The 16,886-nt window shown below is 69.3% G+C and carries 10 protein-coding genes; 4 read left to right on the plus strand and 6 right to left on the minus strand.

The window, feature by feature from the left end; genetic code table 11:
- Nucleotides 1-7: 7 nt before the first annotated feature.
- The 3 genes from J2S35_RS01790 to glf are packed head-to-tail and all read right to left on the minus strand — an operon-like array spanning nucleotide 8 to nucleotide 4,010.
- Entirely contained in the window at nucleotides 8-865 is an 858-nt protein-coding gene (locus J2S35_RS01790) for an ABC transporter permease (RefSeq protein WP_309849172.1), read from the minus strand.
- A complete protein-coding gene (locus J2S35_RS01795; protein WP_309849175.1) occupies nucleotides 862-2,826 on the minus strand; it encodes a glycosyltransferase in 1,965 nt (654 codons plus the stop codon). Before J2S35_RS01795 ends, J2S35_RS01790 begins: the two co-directional genes overlap by 4 nt.
- On the minus strand, nucleotides 2,823-4,010 hold the full coding sequence (glf, locus tag J2S35_RS01800; RefSeq protein ID WP_309849178.1) for a UDP-galactopyranose mutase: 1,188 nt from the start codon (nucleotides 4,008-4,010) through the stop codon (nucleotides 2,823-2,825). Before glf ends, J2S35_RS01795 begins: the two co-directional genes overlap by 4 nt.
- Before the next feature lie 244 nt (nucleotides 4,011-4,254).
- Between glf and J2S35_RS01805 the strand changes: the two genes are divergently transcribed.
- Complete coding sequence (locus J2S35_RS01805; protein ID WP_309849180.1) at nucleotides 4,255-8,442, plus strand: FtsK/SpoIIIE domain-containing protein; 4,188 nt, start codon at nucleotides 4,255-4,257, stop codon at nucleotides 8,440-8,442.
- Here the strand turns inward: J2S35_RS01805 and J2S35_RS01810 are convergent.
- On the minus strand, nucleotides 8,421-8,798 hold the full coding sequence (locus J2S35_RS01810) for a hypothetical protein (protein WP_309849183.1): 378 nt from the start codon (nucleotides 8,796-8,798) through the stop codon (nucleotides 8,421-8,423). The two genes, J2S35_RS01805 and J2S35_RS01810, sit on opposite strands and share 22 nt — an antisense overlap.
- Nucleotides 8,799-9,191: 393 nt before the next feature.
- Between J2S35_RS01810 and J2S35_RS01815 the strand changes: the two genes are divergently transcribed.
- Entirely contained in the window at nucleotides 9,192-9,440 is a 249-nt protein-coding gene (locus J2S35_RS01815; protein WP_309849186.1) for a WhiB family transcriptional regulator, read from the plus strand.
- A gap of 36 nt (nucleotides 9,441-9,476) precedes the next feature.
- Here J2S35_RS01815 and J2S35_RS01820 read toward each other — a convergent pair whose 3' ends face one another.
- Nucleotides 9,477-11,000 (minus strand): sensor histidine kinase, encoded by a 1,524-nt coding sequence (locus tag J2S35_RS01820; protein WP_309849189.1) that lies wholly within the window; start codon nucleotides 10,998-11,000, stop codon nucleotides 9,477-9,479.
- A 55-nt stretch (nucleotides 11,001-11,055) separates the two neighbouring features.
- The gene (locus J2S35_RS01825; protein ID WP_309849192.1) at nucleotides 11,056-15,810 is read right to left on the minus strand and encodes an NAD-glutamate dehydrogenase; all 4,755 of its coding nucleotides are present in this window, start codon (nucleotides 15,808-15,810) and stop codon (nucleotides 11,056-11,058) included.
- Nucleotides 15,811-16,113: 303 nt separating this feature from the next.
- On the opposite strand from J2S35_RS01825, the gene J2S35_RS01830 reads away from it, so the two are divergent.
- Nucleotides 16,114-16,440, plus strand: a complete 327-nt coding sequence (locus J2S35_RS01830) for a hypothetical protein (protein ID WP_309849194.1) — start codon at nucleotides 16,114-16,116, stop codon at nucleotides 16,438-16,440.
- The gene (locus J2S35_RS01835; protein WP_309849196.1) at nucleotides 16,437-16,880 is read left to right on the plus strand and encodes an Rv3235 family protein; all 444 of its coding nucleotides are present in this window, start codon (nucleotides 16,437-16,439) and stop codon (nucleotides 16,878-16,880) included. The genes J2S35_RS01830 and J2S35_RS01835 overlap by 4 nt, the downstream gene beginning before the upstream one ends.
- The last annotated feature ends 6 nt before the right edge of the window (nucleotides 16,881-16,886 follow it).

Here is a 16,886-nt window from a genome sequence, read left to right on the forward strand (position 1 = left end):
CGTCGCTTCAGAGTTCTTGGGCAAAGTCACCCTCCGTCTTTCGGAAGGCCAGATCGCCGAGGACGATAGTCGCCACGGACAGTGCGAGGGCGATCGGCAGGTAGATCGGGTAGAGATCGGGGGGCAGGGCAGAGCCCTCGACCGTCGGGTCCCAAAATCCGTGGTGGAAGAGCTGGACCGCCACCGTCAGCGGATTCGAGGAGTACAGGCTGAAGAGCCACGCTGGCATGGCATTCTTGGCCATGTCAGTCATGTAGAGAACGGGCGACGTCCACGTGGCGACCATGATGATCATGTCGACGATGTTCTCGGAGTCTCGAAAGAACACGTTCGCGCACGCGAAGAGCAGGCCCATCCCTGCCGAGAACAGGGCCACAATAAGGAACCCGAGGACGATCGAGACGAGGTTGAGCGGCCCCGGCCTCCACCCTGCCACGAGCGATGCGAGCAGGAGGATGAGGATCTGCGGGAGGAAGTGGACCGTGGCCACCCAGACAGTCGAGATCGGAAACAGCTGTCTGGGCAGGTAGATCTTCCGGATGAGTCCGCTGTTGGCCACGATGGAGCGCGCCCCGTTGCCGAAGGCCTCGGAGAAGAAGTTGATGATGATGATGCCGGAGAACAGGTAGATCGCGTAGTTGGCGCTGCCATGGTCGAGCTTGAGGAACTTCCCCATGGCGATGTAGTACACGAGGAACTGCACGCCGGGTTTGATGTACGACCAGAGGATGCCGAGGACGGAGCCGCGGTAGCGCACCTGGATCTCTTTGCGCACGAGCAGGCGCAGAAGGAACCGGTGCGTGACGACGTCCCGCAGCCCGCGTCCCCGGCCAGGCTGCACGGCGGGGGCTTCGGCCACGGTCATCGACGCTCCCCCGTCACCCCGTTCGCAGCGAACGTCTTCTCCCATGCCTCGCGCGAGGTGTACTCGCCGAGGGCCGCTCGGTACTCGTCCCGCAGGCGGTCCCAGGAGGAGTAGATCTCGCGGTACAGCCCCACGAGCTCCCGCAGAGTCTTGCGGGCCTCAAGGTGGTCGCGCTTGTGCCACGACACGCCTGTCCCCTCCGCGTTGGAGACAAGGGCCGAGTCGAGGGAGGCGAGGTTCCAGAACGTCGCGTCCTGCTTGGCGAGGATCGCCTCCGGGCGCTCTTGCGACTCGGGGGCGGCGGGCTTGAAGAACTGCCGCGCACTCGCCTTGACGAGCCACAGGGGCAGGGTCGCGAACGAAGGCTGCTTGGGAGTGCCGCGGCGGGCACGGGAGGCTGCCCGTCCAGGGGCCGGGAAGTCGCTGGGCCGCGGCTTGTAGGTCGCATCCGGGAAGTCGGACTTCGCGGCGCGCAGCTGGGCCGCCTTGACGCCGATCGTCTCGTGCAGGTGCCCGGGCCCGCGCAGCACGTCACGCAGGGCATCGATGTGGGCCCGGTTGGCGTATTGCTGCATGCTGTACAAGTGCTTCGCGTCCAGCGCGAGACAGCGCATGAGGACGTTTCCGCCGTGCGGGAACGGCGAGTAGAGCAGCGCGGTGACGAGACGGTTCCGGACATGGAAGTACGCCTGCCAGTCCACGGTGTCGTCCTTGTCGAGCCAGGGCAGGTGCCAGACGGCTGCACCGGGCAGGGTGACGGTCGGGAAGCCATGGGCAGCGGCACGGAGCCCGTATTCGACGTCATCCCATTTGATGAACACGGGCAGCGCCAGGCCGATCTCCTCGATGACGACGCGCGGGATGAGGCACATCCACCAGCCGTTGTACTCAGGGTCCCAGCGCTTGTGCCACTGGGGCGAGCGCCTGAGGCTCTCCTGGCTGAAGTCGTGACGCCATTCGGTACCCTCGACCGGGCGCCAGGCGAACTTGTAGCGGTCAACCCCCTCGCTCCAGGCGTGCAGCACGCTTCGGGCGTGAAGATCGAACATCTGCCCGCCGACGATCGTCGGTGCCAGGCAGTGATCGGCGAACGCCGCGGCCCGCAGGATGCCTTCCGTCTCGACGAGGACGTCGTCGTCGAGGAGCATGCAGTAGTCCGCGTCGGAGTCGAGCGCGTGCGCCATGTTGCGGGCAAAGCCGCCGGAACCCCCGAGGTTGCCCTGCTCGATGACCGTGAGCTGCGGTCCCAGCTCCTCCTGAAGTCCGGGGTACTCCGTCCGGTTGCGGACCGTGTCCGTGCCTTGGTCGACGACGACGAACTCGCCGAGAATCTCGCGCAGCGCGGGGTCGTCGGCCACCGCCTTGATGGTGGCCACGCAGTAGTCGGCCCGGTTGAAGGTCGTCGTTCCCAGGTTGAGCTTGCCGACCCGGCGGTCCGATTCGGCGGAGTACTCCGCGGAGGCGAGGACCATTCCGGCTTCGTCCGCAATGAGGTCGAACCAGTACCAGCCGCCGTCGCCGAAGGGCGCGAGGGTCAGGTCCCACGTGTTCGTGGCGGTTCCCTCGACGCGCGTCGAGGCAACCCTCTGACTCATGCCGAGCGCGTTGGACTTGTAGACGACGACGCTGCCGCTGCCGACGGTCTCGACCCGGAGAGAGATCGCCTCGACGGAGGTCCACCGTCGCCAGTAGGCGGCGGGAAAGGCATTGAAGTAGGAGGCGAGTGAGAGCCGCTTGCCCGGCCGGACCTTGATGCTGCGTCGGGAGACGATGTCATCAGGGTGCCAGTCGGCATGCGGGGCGCTGGGGGCCTCGATGAGACCCTTCTCCTTCGCCTTCTTCCGCTGCGCGGCGGCATCTGCGGGCGGCTGAGCCGGCAGGCCCTCGTCGACGTAGAGAGGCAGGACGTCGAGGTCGCGGTCAGCGGGGAAGACCACGCGGTGCAGCACTCGCTGGCTCATGCGTCCACTCCCCCGGCCTCAAGGCTCGCGCCCCGGGCGAAGTGGGGCTCGATCTTGTTGTCGAACGTCGAGAGCGCCGCGCCGATGGCCATGTGCATGTCGAGGTACTTGTAGGTGCCGAGGCGCCCCCCGAAGATGACGTCCTTCTCACCCTTGGCCAGATCGCGGTAGGCGAGGAGCTTCGTGCGGTCTTCCTCCGTGTTGACGGGGTAGTACGGCTCGTCGCCCTTCTCCGCGAAGCGGGAGAACTCGCGCATGATGATGGTCTTGTCCGTGGCGTAGTCCCGCTCAGGGTGGAAGTGACGCGGCTCAATGATGCGCGTGTACGGCACGTCGTCGTCGTTGTAGTTGACGACGGAGGTGCCCTGGAAGTCCCCCGTGGGGAGCGTCTCGCGCTCGAAGTCGATGGTGCGCCACTTGAGGTCGCCCTCTGCGTAGTCGAAGTACCGATCCACCGCACCCGTGTAGATCACCGGCACCTGACCCACGACGTTCTTCTTGCTGAACTCGGCGGAGTCGTCGAAGAAGTCGGTGCTCAGCTGCACATTGATGCGAGGGTTGTCCGCCATGCGCTCAAGCCAGGCCGTGTAGCCATCCGTGGGCAGGCCCTCGTAGGTGTCGTTGAAGTATCGGTTGTCGTAGGTGTAGCGGACGGGCAGACGGGAGATGATGCTGGCGGGCAGGTTCGTGGGGTCCGTCTGCCACTGCTTGCCGGTGTAGTGCTTGATGAACGCCTCGTAGAGGGGGCGTCCGATCAGGGAGATGCCCTTGTCGTTGAGGTTCTGCGGGTCCTGCCCAGCGAACTCGCCGGCCTGCTCCTGGATGAGCGCGCGCGCCTGATCCGGTGTGAGGTTGGCGCGGAAGAACTGATTGATCGTGCCGAGGTTGATCGGAAGCGGGAAGACCTCTCCCTTGTGAACGCCGTAGACGCGGTGGACGTAGTTCGTGAAGCTCGTGAAGCGGTTGACGTACTCCCACACGCGCTCATTTGACGTGTGGAACAGATGCGCGCCGTACTTGTGGACTTCGATGCCGGTCTCCGGGTCGATCTCGGAGTAGGCGTTGCCGCCGATGTGGTCGCGGCGGTCGATGATCGTCACGTTGAGACCAAGCTTGTTGGCCGCGCGCTCCGCGACAGTCAGGCCGTAGAGGCCCGATCCGACGACAACGAGGTCAGTGTTCACAAATACACTCCTGAGTCACGCGGAGTCCAAGGCTCCGCTCGGCGGTGGGCGGGCGCCGGGGCGCCTCGCTGTCCTCCAGCCTACCGAACGGCCCCGAGCCGCAGGCGCTAAGCGACGGGGCCGTGCCGAGGGCGAGTCCGATCGCGGACCTCCCCTGGCGCGGAAATTCGGGCCTGAAGAAAGTTATCCACGTTTGCCCGCACTCCGGTTCCCGGCGTGTGGGGTGCTGGATACCGTCAGCGTCATGACACCCTTCACGCTCCTGGCGACTCCCGCTGCGGCGGCGCGCTTCGGCCTCCCCTCGCGCCTCGAGCTCGCCGTGACCGTCTCGGGGTGGGACGGCGGGGACCAGGCCATAGATCCGTCGTCCTTCGCCCACGAGCTCCCGGTTGCACTCGGGCACCTGGCCCTCCCGGGCTGGGGCGCGCGGGAGGTCTCCGCGAGCGCGCTCGCCGCGTGGCTCGAGCCGACTTCTTTCCCCCTGCGCCCTGGGGGCGAGGTCCTCCTGCGCTGTCCGGCCACGGAGGGCGACATCCTGCTCTCCCCGACGGAGTCCTCGGGTGGAGCCCCGCTCAGCCTCGTCTGTCTCTCGGGTCCAGACGCGGGCCGCACTCTCCCTGTGCCTCGGGGCGAGAGCACCCTTGGGAGAGGAGCCGATCTCCACGTCACGGACCCCTACGTCTCGCGCTGCGCCCTGCGTGTGACGGTCTCGAGCAGGACCACTGAGGTCCGCCCGCTCGGCGGGCATCCCGTCCTGATCCAGCGCGGCGACACACTCCGTGCAGCGCCTCGGCGGGGCTGCCCGCTGAAAGACGGTGATGTCCTCATCCTCGGAACGAGCCGGATCCAGGCCGTCTTTCTCGGCTCGGGCGCAGTGACATCCATCATTCAGGACGCTTCCGGCGAGAGGCCAGCCGGGTTTCAGCGGAACGGGGCGGCAGCGCCGGTGCCCCCAGCTGAGCCACGGGGCGAGGTGCCGTTGATTCCGCGCTCGCGGATCGTCCTGGCGGCGCTCCCGCTCGTCGTCAGCTGCGCGGTGGCGGTCATCCTCGGCCAGCCGCTCTTCCTTTTGTTCGGCGTGATCTCGGTGGGCGCGCTCGCGGGTCCGCTTCTGGAACGTCGCAGCGCGCTGAGGGAGCGTCGAAAGCTGTTCGCGCGTCGCGAGGCGTTCGCGAGGGCCGCGGCGGCGTTCTTGTTCCCGCCCGTGGCCCTCCGCTGCGTCGGCCTGGCGGGGTCTGCACAGCGGCTCGACCTGGCTGCGAAGGCCCCGGAGGTCGGGTTGCCGACCCAGGCCTCCGAGCCCGATGGATCGCAGGCCGACCCGCCCCGCGGGGGAACGCGCCGGCCGACGTCCCGGACCTCACCCCCGGGCTCCGCAGGCTCAGGGTCAGGGCCCATAGGGTCGCCGGCCCCAGGGACGGCATCCCGCGGGTCAGCACTAGCAGGGTCCAGCTCACCGGAAGCTTCGGTTCACATCGCCCCAGCACGTCCCAGCCCGTGGATCGTGTGGAGGCTCGGGAGCTACGTGGACCGCGACGAACGGCTTCCTGTCGAGACGGGCCTGATTCTCGCGCCTGACGCAACAGTTCGCATCACCGTGACTTCGCCCGACCCGACATCCGTCGTGGCGGGCCTCAGTGTCTCCGCCGGCGGGATGGCGTGCAGCAACCGGCCCGGCCCGTCGCAGCCTGCCGTTTGGCTCCATCCCGCCGACACTCCTGTGGCGCTGGCGCGCCTGCCCTGGGTCTCCCTTCGCCCCGGTGCCGCTCCCGTCCACGTCTGCCGCACGGCCGACTGCACGGCGGCAAACGTCACGGTGGTCGTCTCCGAAGGCCCACTCGTCAACATCGCGGGCACCCGGCCGTGGGTCCCCGATCACGCTCGTGCGGACACCCTGCTTGCCGCCACCGGGAATACGACCTTCCCCGCCGAGCACGCACTGGCGCCCCTTTCCACAGGCGCGCCGCCCGTCCCGCCTCCAGGGGGCATCGCACCCTCCACCCATCCCGGAACGCCCGGCCGCGGGATACCGACGATGCCGTGGAGCGCCGTCCCGCTGACACGCACCGGTGCCGACGCTCCGTTTCTCCTCGACCTCGAGGCGGACGGCCCGCACGTCCTCGTCGTCGGCACCACGGGCTGCGGGAAGACGGAGCTGCTCAAGACCGTCATCGCCCGCCTCATTCTCGGCTCGCCCCCCGATCGTCTCCGGCTCTTCCTCATCGACTTCAAGGGCGGATCCGGCTTGTCACTGTTCGAAGACGTCGAGCACGTGGACGGAGTGGTGAGCGACCTCGACGGCGCCGACGTGGAGCGCGTCCTCGCGTCCTTGGCCGCCGAGCTGACGCGACGCGAGCTCTGGCTCAAGGCTCGCCGGCTGCCGGACGCCCGCGGCCTCCCCGCCGGTGACGCCCCGCCCAGGCTCGTCATCGTTATCGACGAACTCAGGGCCCTCGTCGACTCCGTCCCTGGCGCGGCCGCGAAGCTCGCGCGCATCGCGGCAGTCGGCCGCTCCCTCGGCGTGCACCTCATCCTCGCCAGCCAGAGGGCTCAAGGGGCCGCATCCCCGGACTTGCGCACCAACATCGGCACGACCATCGTGCTGCGCGTCGCAAGCGAAGCGGACTCCCTCGACGTCCTCTCCTCACCCGTGGCCGCCTCCATCAGCCCTTCAGCCGCCGGCACCTTCTACGTCCGGGCTGCAGGGCGGACCCGCGGCCCCTTCCTCGGTGCCACCTGGCGAGAGTGCGTGGGGCGGACCTCCCCCACGATCACGACCTGGCCTCCGGGCCCCGCCCTGCGCGAGACCGGCGACGCCGATCCCCAGCTCCTCGCCCGCGCAGCCCCCCGCGCCTCGTCCCGGCGACGCTGGCCTCGCGCCGTTGCACCACCGCTTCCCCGCGGAGAGCGCCATCTGCCCAGCGGGGCCACGGCATGCTGCCTCCTCGACAACCCGTCAGCACAGTCCGTGGTCCCCCTGTCCGCTCCCCTCGCGCACTGCCTCGTCTTCGGTGCGGCCGACGACGTGACCGCCGATGCCCTGCGCAGCGTCACCCGCGGACTCATCTCCACCGGCCGGGCCACACGAGTGCTCGCCGCCGTGGCCACGCCCGCGCTCGCGGACATCACCGCTGCGGCTCTGGCCTTCGTTCCGCCGTCGGATGCGCTGGGTCTCGATGAACTCATGACGTGGCTGCCGCAGCCCGAATCGGGCGACCTCGTCATCATCGAGGGTCTCGATTCCCTCTTGGACACGTTCCGAGCGGCCTCGTCCCACGCGGGCGAGGACGTCCTGGGGCGCTGGCTCGCGGGAGCCCTGCACGTCGGTGCAACGGTGGTCGCCTCCTCGGTCCGCGAACCACCCCGCCTGGCAGCCTCGTTCGGGTGCCGCATCTACCTGCCGCGTGCACTCGCCCAGACGGCACGCCTGTTCTGGCCCAAAGAGGCTGCGGAGTCGACAGCACCGGGTCGGGGGTTCATCGTGGGCCCGTGGCAGCGAGCGGCACAGGGCCGCCGAGGAAACCGCACGGCGCAGGCCGTCTCATCCCTTGAGTGCAGTCACGAGGTCCAGGTCCTCTCTCCCGGCGGCGACGCGTCAGGAGCATCGGCGGCACTGCGGCCCGCCTCCGCCCCAGCGCTCCGACCACTGCCAGAGAGAGCGGCCCTGCCCCCGGCAGCACTTGGGGCAGTCACGCCTGGAGCCCGCACGAGCACAGACACCGACGCCGCCGAGACCGGCTTTCCCCCGCACGGGGAAGCCCCGCAGGTCCTCCGATCGGGCGCAGGAGGGCTCCATTCGGGCCGGGTGCCGGTGGGTGTGGACGCATCGGGGGCGCATCGCACGGCACGCGTGCCGCCCGGGAGGCTATTCCTCGTCATCGGGGAGGCGACCGTGGAGCGGGCCCATCTCCTCGACATCATGCGCGGAGACAGTCTCCACGGGCATGAGCAGCCCCGCCCTGCGTGCGACCAAGCTGCTGCCCAGGGGCCTAGGGAGCCGGCGGAGTCTTGCGTCTCCGGCTCACCTGCCGGTCACGCTCGGCCAGCCCTGACGGCGGCCCACACCCGAGCGGCTCCGCCTGCTGAGGATGTTTCCTCTGCATCGTCGGCCCCCACGGCCCTGCCGGCGTCACCGGCCATCATGGACTCAAGCGCGGACGGATGCCCCTCTGCCGAAGAGCTGGCCAGTGCCCTGGTCACTCGCGGACTGATTCTGGCAATCCTGCCCGGCCGATCCCTCGATGCCCTGCGCCTGGCCGAACACGCGACCCGCGGCGTGCACGGGCTCGTCATCTCGCCCGGCGCGCCGACAGACGCGGAGAGCCTGGGCACGCGTGTGCCGGTGCTGCCCCGGCCCGACCCCACGTGCGCTTTCCTTGTCGAGGGCCACGACGTGCGCCGCGTGCGAATCTACGGGCGGGGCCCTGCGTGAGAGCCATTGTCAGGGGCGGTCTCAGCGGCCGAGCGTTCAAACCACACCCGCGTCGACGGCCAGAATCCCGCCACCAGGCTGCCCGCAGCGAGAACGACAGCCGCGAGAGACGCCCTCCATGAGGCCTGCACAAATGCGAACGCCGCGATGAGCACGAGCGTCTGGAGGAACACCATCGCCTTGTGGGCGCCGAGGCTCGCGCGCCTGAGCCCGAGCCCGACTCCCACCGCGACGAGGCCCAGGATCACAAGCAGGATGCCCGTCGCCAGGCCACCCCTGCCGAACCGAGTCAAAACGAGGGCCCCTAGCGCGAGGAAGGCTGCAGCCTCAGCGGCGACGAGCGCGATGAGAAGCACAGCACTCCGGGGGGTCTCAGCCGCCGCTCTGGCAGGCCTCGACGCCGACGTTGCCGGGGTGCGATGCGATGAATGGGCCATCATGCCTCCAACTCTATGCCCGCCGATCGCAGTCCTCCGAGGGCATCCATCCTCTCCGGGGGCCCGTTCTGGCGCGAGACGAGCGTCAATGTGAGCAATGCGACACGACTGAGCCCCAATACCGAACCTTGACCTCTTGTTTGCTCTCCATTCACGTGCCACCCTTGAGAGATAGCCGTTGAGCCGGTTCGCTCCGAGACACGAGAGCCCCGTTCCGAAGGCGCACCAACCCCCGAACCGCCTTCCATCCGCGCGGCTGGAACCGGCATCACCCCCGTAAGACTTCACCATTGAGGAGCGTGGACAACGCACATGGATTGGCGATCAAAAGCAGCCTGCCTGGATAAGGATCCCGAACTTTTCTTCCCCGTCGGCAACACTGGGCCAGCGCTTCTCCAGATCGAAGAGGCGAAGGCCGTCTGCCGCACGTGCACCGTCATGGACACGTGCCTCCAGTGGGCGCTCGAGTCCGGCCAGGACTCCGGCGTCTGGGGAGGCCTGAGCGAGGACGAGCGCCGCGCCCTGAAGCGCCGCGCTGCCCGCGCGCGCCGCGTCTCCTAGACACCGCGCACCGAGGCGCCCCTCGGCCCAGAGGCCCTAGGCTGAGGGGCGCAAGAGGAGTTCGATCGTCACGACGGTGCCACCGCCGTGCCGCGCACCCCACGTGATGGTGCCGCCGAGTTCGCTTGTCACGAGTGTCTCCACGATTTTGGTCCCCAAACCGGCCTGAACCGTGCGGTCGGTGTGAGCTGCCCCAGCTGAGGCCCCACCCGCTCCCCCAGCCGAGGCCCCTGAGGCTGCCGCTGATCCGCCGCTGCCGCCCCCGGCGTATCCGAGCCCGTCGTCCTCGACAAGGACCTCGAGCCGCTCGGGCCCCTTCTCTGAGGGGGTTCGGCGCGCTGTGAGCCGGACCCACCCGTGCTGCCGCCCCGCGAAGCCGTGCTCCACGGCATTGGCCACGAGCTCGTTGATGACCAGTGCAAGGGGCGTCGCCGCGTCCGACGGCAGGTACCCGAAGCGCCCTTCGAGGATCGTCTCGATGTGCTGCTCACTGGAGGCAATCTCGGCGGCGAGATGGAACTGCCGCTGGATGAGGGCGTCGAAGTCCACGGACTGAGCGAGCCCGTGCGAGAGGGCCTCGTGAACGCGCGCAATCGTGTCAACGCGACGCATGGCCTGGGCCAGCCCCTCCTTGGCCTCCTCGGACTGCATACGGCGGGACTGGATCCTCAGCAGTGCGGCCACGGTCTGCAGGTTGTTCTTGACCCGGTGGTGGATTTCGCGGATTGTCGCGTCCTTGGAGACGAGCTCCTGCTCCCGCCGCCTCAGCTCTGACACATCGCGGCACAGGAGGATCGCGCCCGTGCGCCCTTCGAGACTGCGCAACGGGATGGCCCGGAGGGTGAGTGTGGACCTGTCGGCGGTGATTTCGCTCCGCCACGGCATGCGGCCGTTGAGCACAAGCGGCAGCGACTCGTCGGCGAGCTTGTGCGCCAGCCCGATGTCCCTCGTCAGCGCGGTGAGGGGGTGCCCGACGATCTGCCCGATGATCCCCAGGCGCCTGAACGCCGAGACGGCGTTGGGGCTCGCGTACGCAACGGTCCCGTCCTTGTTGAGACGGAGGAAGCCGTCGCCCACGCGGGGCGCGCCCCGGCGGGATCCGGTCGCCGTCGAGCTGTCCGGCCAGAGGCCGAGACGCCCCATCTCCAGGAGCACGTCCGCCGCGTCTTGGTAGGCGTGCTCGAGCTCGCCGGGCTCGCCGAGGGCGGGCGAGCGGTGCACCGTCACCACGGCGAGGGCCCCTGCGGTCCTTCTCATGGGAACGGCGACGACGCCGGCGCCCGTCTGCGTCTCCCCCGTTGCGAGAGCGGCGGCGATGAGCTCGGCCTCGTCCCCGGGCGGCTCCCCCACAATGTCGGACGGGAAGCGCGTGTGGGCGGTCGAGGGGCGGGCGTGGGCCTGCGCAAGCACACCCCCGCCTTCGGCCGGCAGCCAGAGGATGAGGTCCGCGAAGGCGAGGTCAGCGACGATCTGCCAGTCGCCGACGAGCAGGTGGAGCCACTCCCGGTCGCCCGCATTCGCATCCGGTCGTGCGTGGTCGGAAACGAAGGCGTTCGGCACGGTGTGGCTCCCCTGCTCGTCGGTTGGGCCCGTCAGGCGGGCGTGCGGTTGTGGGTCAGTACCTCACGATGGAGCGCATCATGCGCAACGCAACCGACATGGATGGCATGTCGGAGCGGTCGCGCACCTCGCGCAGCGTCCCCACGGCCCGGTCGAGCGAATCGCGGTTGGCCTCGGCCCACGCGGAGAGCGCGTCGGAGACGCTGGAGTGCCCCTCCGTCTTCTCCTGGTCGAACCGCAGGACCGACATCGTCAGGTCCGCAACGACGCCGTAGAGGTCGTCGCGCAGCGCGGCCCGGGCGAGGGTCTGCCAGCGGTCCTGCCGCGGCAGCTCGGCGATGCGGGTGAGCATGCTGTCCACCTCGAAGCGGTCGTACACCGCGAAGTACATCTCGGCCACGCGGCGCGCCGGAATCTCGGTGCGCTGCGCGATCCGCGCGATGTCGAGGAGGGCGAAGGACTCGAACCGAGCGGCCCACGCCATGGCGAGGTCCTCGGCGACGCCGGCCTTGAGCGCGCGCTCCCGGTCCTCTTCGATCCGCTGGCGGTCTTCGCCGACGACGACGGAGCCGATGTCCGCGCGGAGCGGCTCGACGACGGGACGGTAGTCCGCGATGTCCGAGTCGATCGTCGTGGACCGGGCGGCGTGAGAGAGGAGCCAGCGCACGGCGCGGTCGAGCAGTCGCCGCACGTCGCTGATGAGCTCGTTCCACAGGGTCACGTCGAAGTGCGCGGGCAGCTCGGAGAAGCGCTCCATGTACCGCTTGACGTCGTAGACCTCGGTGGCCACGACGAAGGCGCGCGCGATGATCTCGAGGTTGAGCGTGGTCTCCTCGAGGACGCGGAACGCGAAGGTCGTGCCGCCGATGTTGACCATGTCGTTCGCGACAATCGTGGCGATGATCTGTCGGCGCAGCGGGTGCTGCTGGAGCTCGTCCGCGAAGCGGTCACGGATCTGGGCCGGGAAGTAGTCGTGGAGAACGCGCTCGAAGTGCGGGTCGTCCGCGAAGTCGCCGGCGGCGAGGACGCGGGCAATCGACATCTTCGAGTACGCGGCCAGAACGGCCAGCTCCGGCGCGGTGAGGCCGAGGCCCTCGCTCTGGCGCTTCTTGAACTCCGCCGTGCTCGGCAGGCCCTCGAGCTCGCGGTTCAGGTCCGCGTTCTCCTCGAGCCAGCGCATGTGCCGCTCGAAGCTGGGCGCCCACTCGAGCGCCTTGACGCGGTCCCCCTGCAGGAGGATGTTCTGGGCCACGTTCGTCCGGAGGACGAGTCGACCCACCTCATCCGTCATGCTGTGGAGGAACTCGGCGCGCTCCTCGGCGGCGAGCTTGCCCTCCGCGACGAGGGAATCCACGAGGATCTTGATGTTGACCTCGTGGTCGGAGCAGTCGACGCCGGCCGAGTTGTCGATGGCGTCGGTGTTGATGAGGACCCCGTTGAGGGCCGCTTCGACGCGCCCCGCCTGGGTGAAGCCGAGGTTTCCGCCCTCGCCGACGATGCGGGCGCGGATGTCCTTGCCGTCGATGCGCAGCGCGTCGTTGGCGCGATCGCCCACGGACGCGTTGGACTCGTCGGAGGACTTGACGTACGTGCCGATTCCGCCGTTGTAGACGAGGTCGACGGGCGCCGTGAGGATGGCCTTGAGGACGGCGAGCGGCGCCATGCGCTGCGCCCCGCCCTCGATGCCGAGTGCCTCAGCCGCCTCGGCGGAGATCTCAATGGACTTGGATGAGCGCGGGAACACGCCGCCGCCGGCGCTGATGAGGCTCGAGTCGTAGTCCTGCCAGCTGGAGCGCGGAAGCTCGAAGAGGCGCTTGCGCTCCTCGAACGAGGCCTCCGCGTCCGGAGAGGGATCGATGAAGATGTCGCGGTGGTCGAACGCCGCAACGAGGCGAGTGTGCCTGCTGAGAAGCATGCCGTTGCCGAAGACGTCGCCGGACATGTCGCCAATGCCGACCGCCGTGAAGTCCTCCTTCTGGCAGTCGACGTTGAGCTCGGCGAAGTGCCGCTTGACGGACTCCCACGCGCCGCGGGCGGTGATGCCCATGGCCTTGTGGTCGTATCCGACGGAGCCGCCGGAGGCGAAGGCGTCTCCCAGCCAGAAGTCGTACTCGGCGGAGATCCCGTTGGCGATGTCGGAGAACGACGCCGTTCCCTTGTCGGCGGCGACGACGAGGTACGGGTCGTCGTCGTCATGGCGGACGATGCCCGCGGGGGGAATGATGTCTCCGGCGTTCTCCCCACGGCCGCGGTTGTCCGTCAGGTCGAGGAGCGAGCGGATGAAGGTGCGGTACGCCTCCTGGCCCTCGGCGAACCAGGCGCCGCGGTCCACGCTGGGGTCCGGGAGCTGCTTGGCGAAGAAGCCGCCCTTGGCGCCGTCCGGAACGATGACCGCGTTCTTCACGGCCTGCGCCTTGACGAGGCCGAGGATCTCCGTGCGGAAGTCCTCCTTGCGGTCGGACCAGCGCAGTCCGCCGCGGGCGATGTCGCCGAAGCGCAGGTGGACGCCCTCGACGCGCGGCGAGTACACCCAGATCTCGTGGAGGGGGCGCGGGGCGGGCGCGAAGCTGAGGTCCCGCGTGCGGAGCTTGAAGGACAGCCGGGGCACGTCGAGGTAGAAGTTCGTGCGGTCCGTGGCCTCGATGAGCTCGGCGAACATGCGCAGGAGGCGGTCGGCGTCGAGGGTCGCCACGGCGTCAAGGTGGCTCTCGAAGTCGGCGACGGCGGCTTGCGCCATGCGGGGCCGGTGCTCGTCCTCGATGTCCGGGTTGAAGCGGGCGTCGAAGCGGGCCGCGAGTGCAGCGCTCATCTCGGGGTAGTCCGCGAGCGTCTGCGACATGAACGAGTACGAGTGGCTCACGCCGCACTGGCGCAGGTACTTCGCGTACGCCCGGAACACGGACACGACCCGCCAGGTCAGCCCCTGGGCGAGAACGAGGCGGTCGAAGGCGTCCGACTCGGCCAGGCCCTCGAACTGCGCGGAGATCGCGCTCTCGAGGCGCTCGGCGGCGCCCTCGACGACGAATCCGCTCGGCATGACGACGAGCAGGTCGTACATGTAGAACGTGCGGCCGCTGGCCGTCGTCATCTGGAAGGGGCGCTCCTCCTCCACGGTGATGCCGAACTGCTGGAGCGTCGGGAGGATCTCGGAGAGGATGACGGCCCGGTTGACGTAGAGGCGCAGCCCGTGGGAGCGCTCGTCGACCTTGTCGAGTCGCAGGCGGATGTGCGAGCCCTCGGCGGGAAGCGACTCGAGGATGGCCGCGTCGCGGATGGCATCCTCAACCTCGAAGGCCACGCGGTAAGATGCCGGGAACGCCTCGTCCCACTCGGAGCTCAGCGCCTCCTGGCCGCCCTTGGTGGCGACGTCCTGGAAGCCCTCGGCCCACGAGCGGCCGGCCACGGCGAGCTGCTGCTCGAGCTGGGCGGCGTCCACGGTCTCCGGGGATTCGTCCGTGAGGTGGAGGCGGAAGAACATGCGGGTGAGGACGGACTCGGTCATGGAGACCGTGTAGGAGACGTCCTTGGCCTTGAACGCCTCCTGGAGGACGCGCTGGAGGCGCAGGCGCACGCTCGTGGAGAAGCGGTCCCTCGGCAGGTAGACGAGGGCCGAGGCGAAGCGGCCGAACGCGTCGCGGCGGACGAAGAGGCGAGTCTTGCGGCGCTCCTCGAGCTGGAGGATGCCGGTGGCGAACTCGATGAGCTCCTCGTCCGTGATCTGGAAGAGCTCGTCCCGCGGGAAGGACTGGAGGAGGGCCGTGAGGCTCGCGCCCGAGTGGGTGTCCGGGGCGAAGCCGAAGTGGCGCTGAAGCATGAGCTGCTTCTCGCGGAGGACGGGGATCGTGTCGATGATCGCCGAGTAGACGCGCTCGGCGAAGAGGCCGATGAACCGGCGCTCGCGCATGAGCGAGCCGTCTGCCCCGTACGTCTTGAGGCTGACGTAGTCGAGGTAGGAGGGGCGGTGGACGGTCGAGCGGCGGTTGGCCTTCGTGACGGTCAGGACGTCGTCGTTCGAGGCGAGCTCGTGGGCGCGCGCGGACAGCGGGCGGGAGACGGCGACGTCGTCCTTGCGGCGCATGATCCCCGCACCGGTGCCGGGAACGTTGACCAGGGCGGCCGTCCCGTCCGCCGGCAGGTCGTATTCGCGGTAGCCGAGGAAGATGAAGTTGTCGTCGAGCATCCACTCGAAGAGGTCCCGTGCGGCGCGCGCGGAGGCCTGGTGCGGGCCGGACTCCTCGGCCATCTCCATGGCCGCGCGGACGGTCTCGCGGGCGAGCTCCTTGAGGCGGTCCTGGTCCTGGTTGGCGCTGGCGACGTCGGCCAGCACGCGGGCGAGCCCCTGCTCGAGGTCGTCGCGCTGCTCAGCGTTCAGCGAACCGGCGAGGACGAGGGAGGTCCAGGACTCGACGCGGTTCTTCACGCCGCTGTCGGGCGCGGGAATGACGGGCAGCGCGGCCGTGTCGCCCGTGGCGAGGCCCACGGCGGTGGAGCTGCGCGTCAGGCTGACGAGCTCACCGTCCTCGGTGCGCTCTGCCAGGAAGATGGGGTGGGAGATCATCGCGATGCCGCCGCTGTGGCGCGCGGCCTCGGCCACGACGGAGTCGACGAGGAACGGCATGTCGTCCGCCACCACGTACACGACGACGTCTGAGCCCTCGCCCTCCACCTCGACGAGGATCTGGCCGGGGTTCCGGCGCGCGCCGATCTCCCGGTGATGGCGGGCCCTTGCGACGAGGGCCTCGTCCCCGTTCGCCGCGCGATCTTCGGCAGACAAGTGCGCGAAGTAGTGCTGCAAGAACTGGGTTTCCATCTCATCCTGACCGACGAGTGACTGGGGACGTTCGTCCTGCATCAAGGGGTGCCTCCGGCTGGTCTCAAAATGCTGTACGTGCCGACCGGCCTCGTTGCCGGCGCACGTCTTCGAGCCTACTCCGAATCGGCGCAGTTCGCCCGAAGCACTTCGCCGCCCCCACGTTCAAGGCACGCCTGGAATATCGCCACACACCGTCACATGACTCGCCGAGCGGCGCTCCCCCCAGGGCCGCTTGATACCGTCGGCCCTCACCAGGCGTCTGGACGACGCGCCACCCAGGAAGTCACGGGGGGACTCGTCATGTGGAACCGTCCTCTATTTCGCTCTCGCGTCAGCGGCTGCTCACCCCGCCGCCGGCTCCTCGCGCTGCGCCGCCGCGGTGCCGACGACGACGGGCCGCCCGCGCGATTCCACACCGTCCGAGAGGGCGAGGGCCTCTGGTCCGTGGCCGCCGCCGCGCTCGGCCCCCGCGCGTCGGCGACGGACATCGCAACATACTGGCCCCTGGTTCACGAGGCGAACCGAGAGGTGATCGGGCCGGACCCGCGTGTGCTCCCCGCCGGCGCTCTGCTCTTTCTGCCCACGCCGGACTCCGCGAGCTGGCCGCGAGGAGGGAGCGAGTCATGAGGGACGCACGCCCACTCGACAGCCTGGCGGGGGTCGATCTCGCGCCCGCCCACTTCGGGCCCTTGGGCCGAGTCTTCATGGCCGACCCGGGGATCCCGCCGGAGGTGCCGGCCACGGCCCGCGCGGCGGCATGCCTTCTCCTGGACATCTTCGCGGGGGCCCGCCCCGCGCGGCACCTCGAACGCGGTGCCACGGCCGAGGTCACCGCCAAGGTGGCGATCCGGACGGCCCTCATGCTCGAACGACGGGACGGAAGGGCCCAGTGGGCGCGGGCGAGGTTCGCCGGGCCGGCGTTCGGCTCGACCGCCATCCACGCCGCAGGCGCCGGGGCCTACGAGGCCACGATCCTCTTTCACGACGGCCGCAGAGTGCGCGCGTGCGCCATGCGGCTCGAGTACCGGCGGCTGCGCTGGACCATCACCGAGCTGGAGCTCGGCTAGGCCCTG

Origin of the sequence: Falsarthrobacter nasiphocae (assembly GCF_031456275.1) — a bacterium.
GTDB classification, from domain to species: domain Bacteria; phylum Actinomycetota; class Actinomycetes; order Actinomycetales; family Micrococcaceae; genus Falsarthrobacter; species Falsarthrobacter nasiphocae.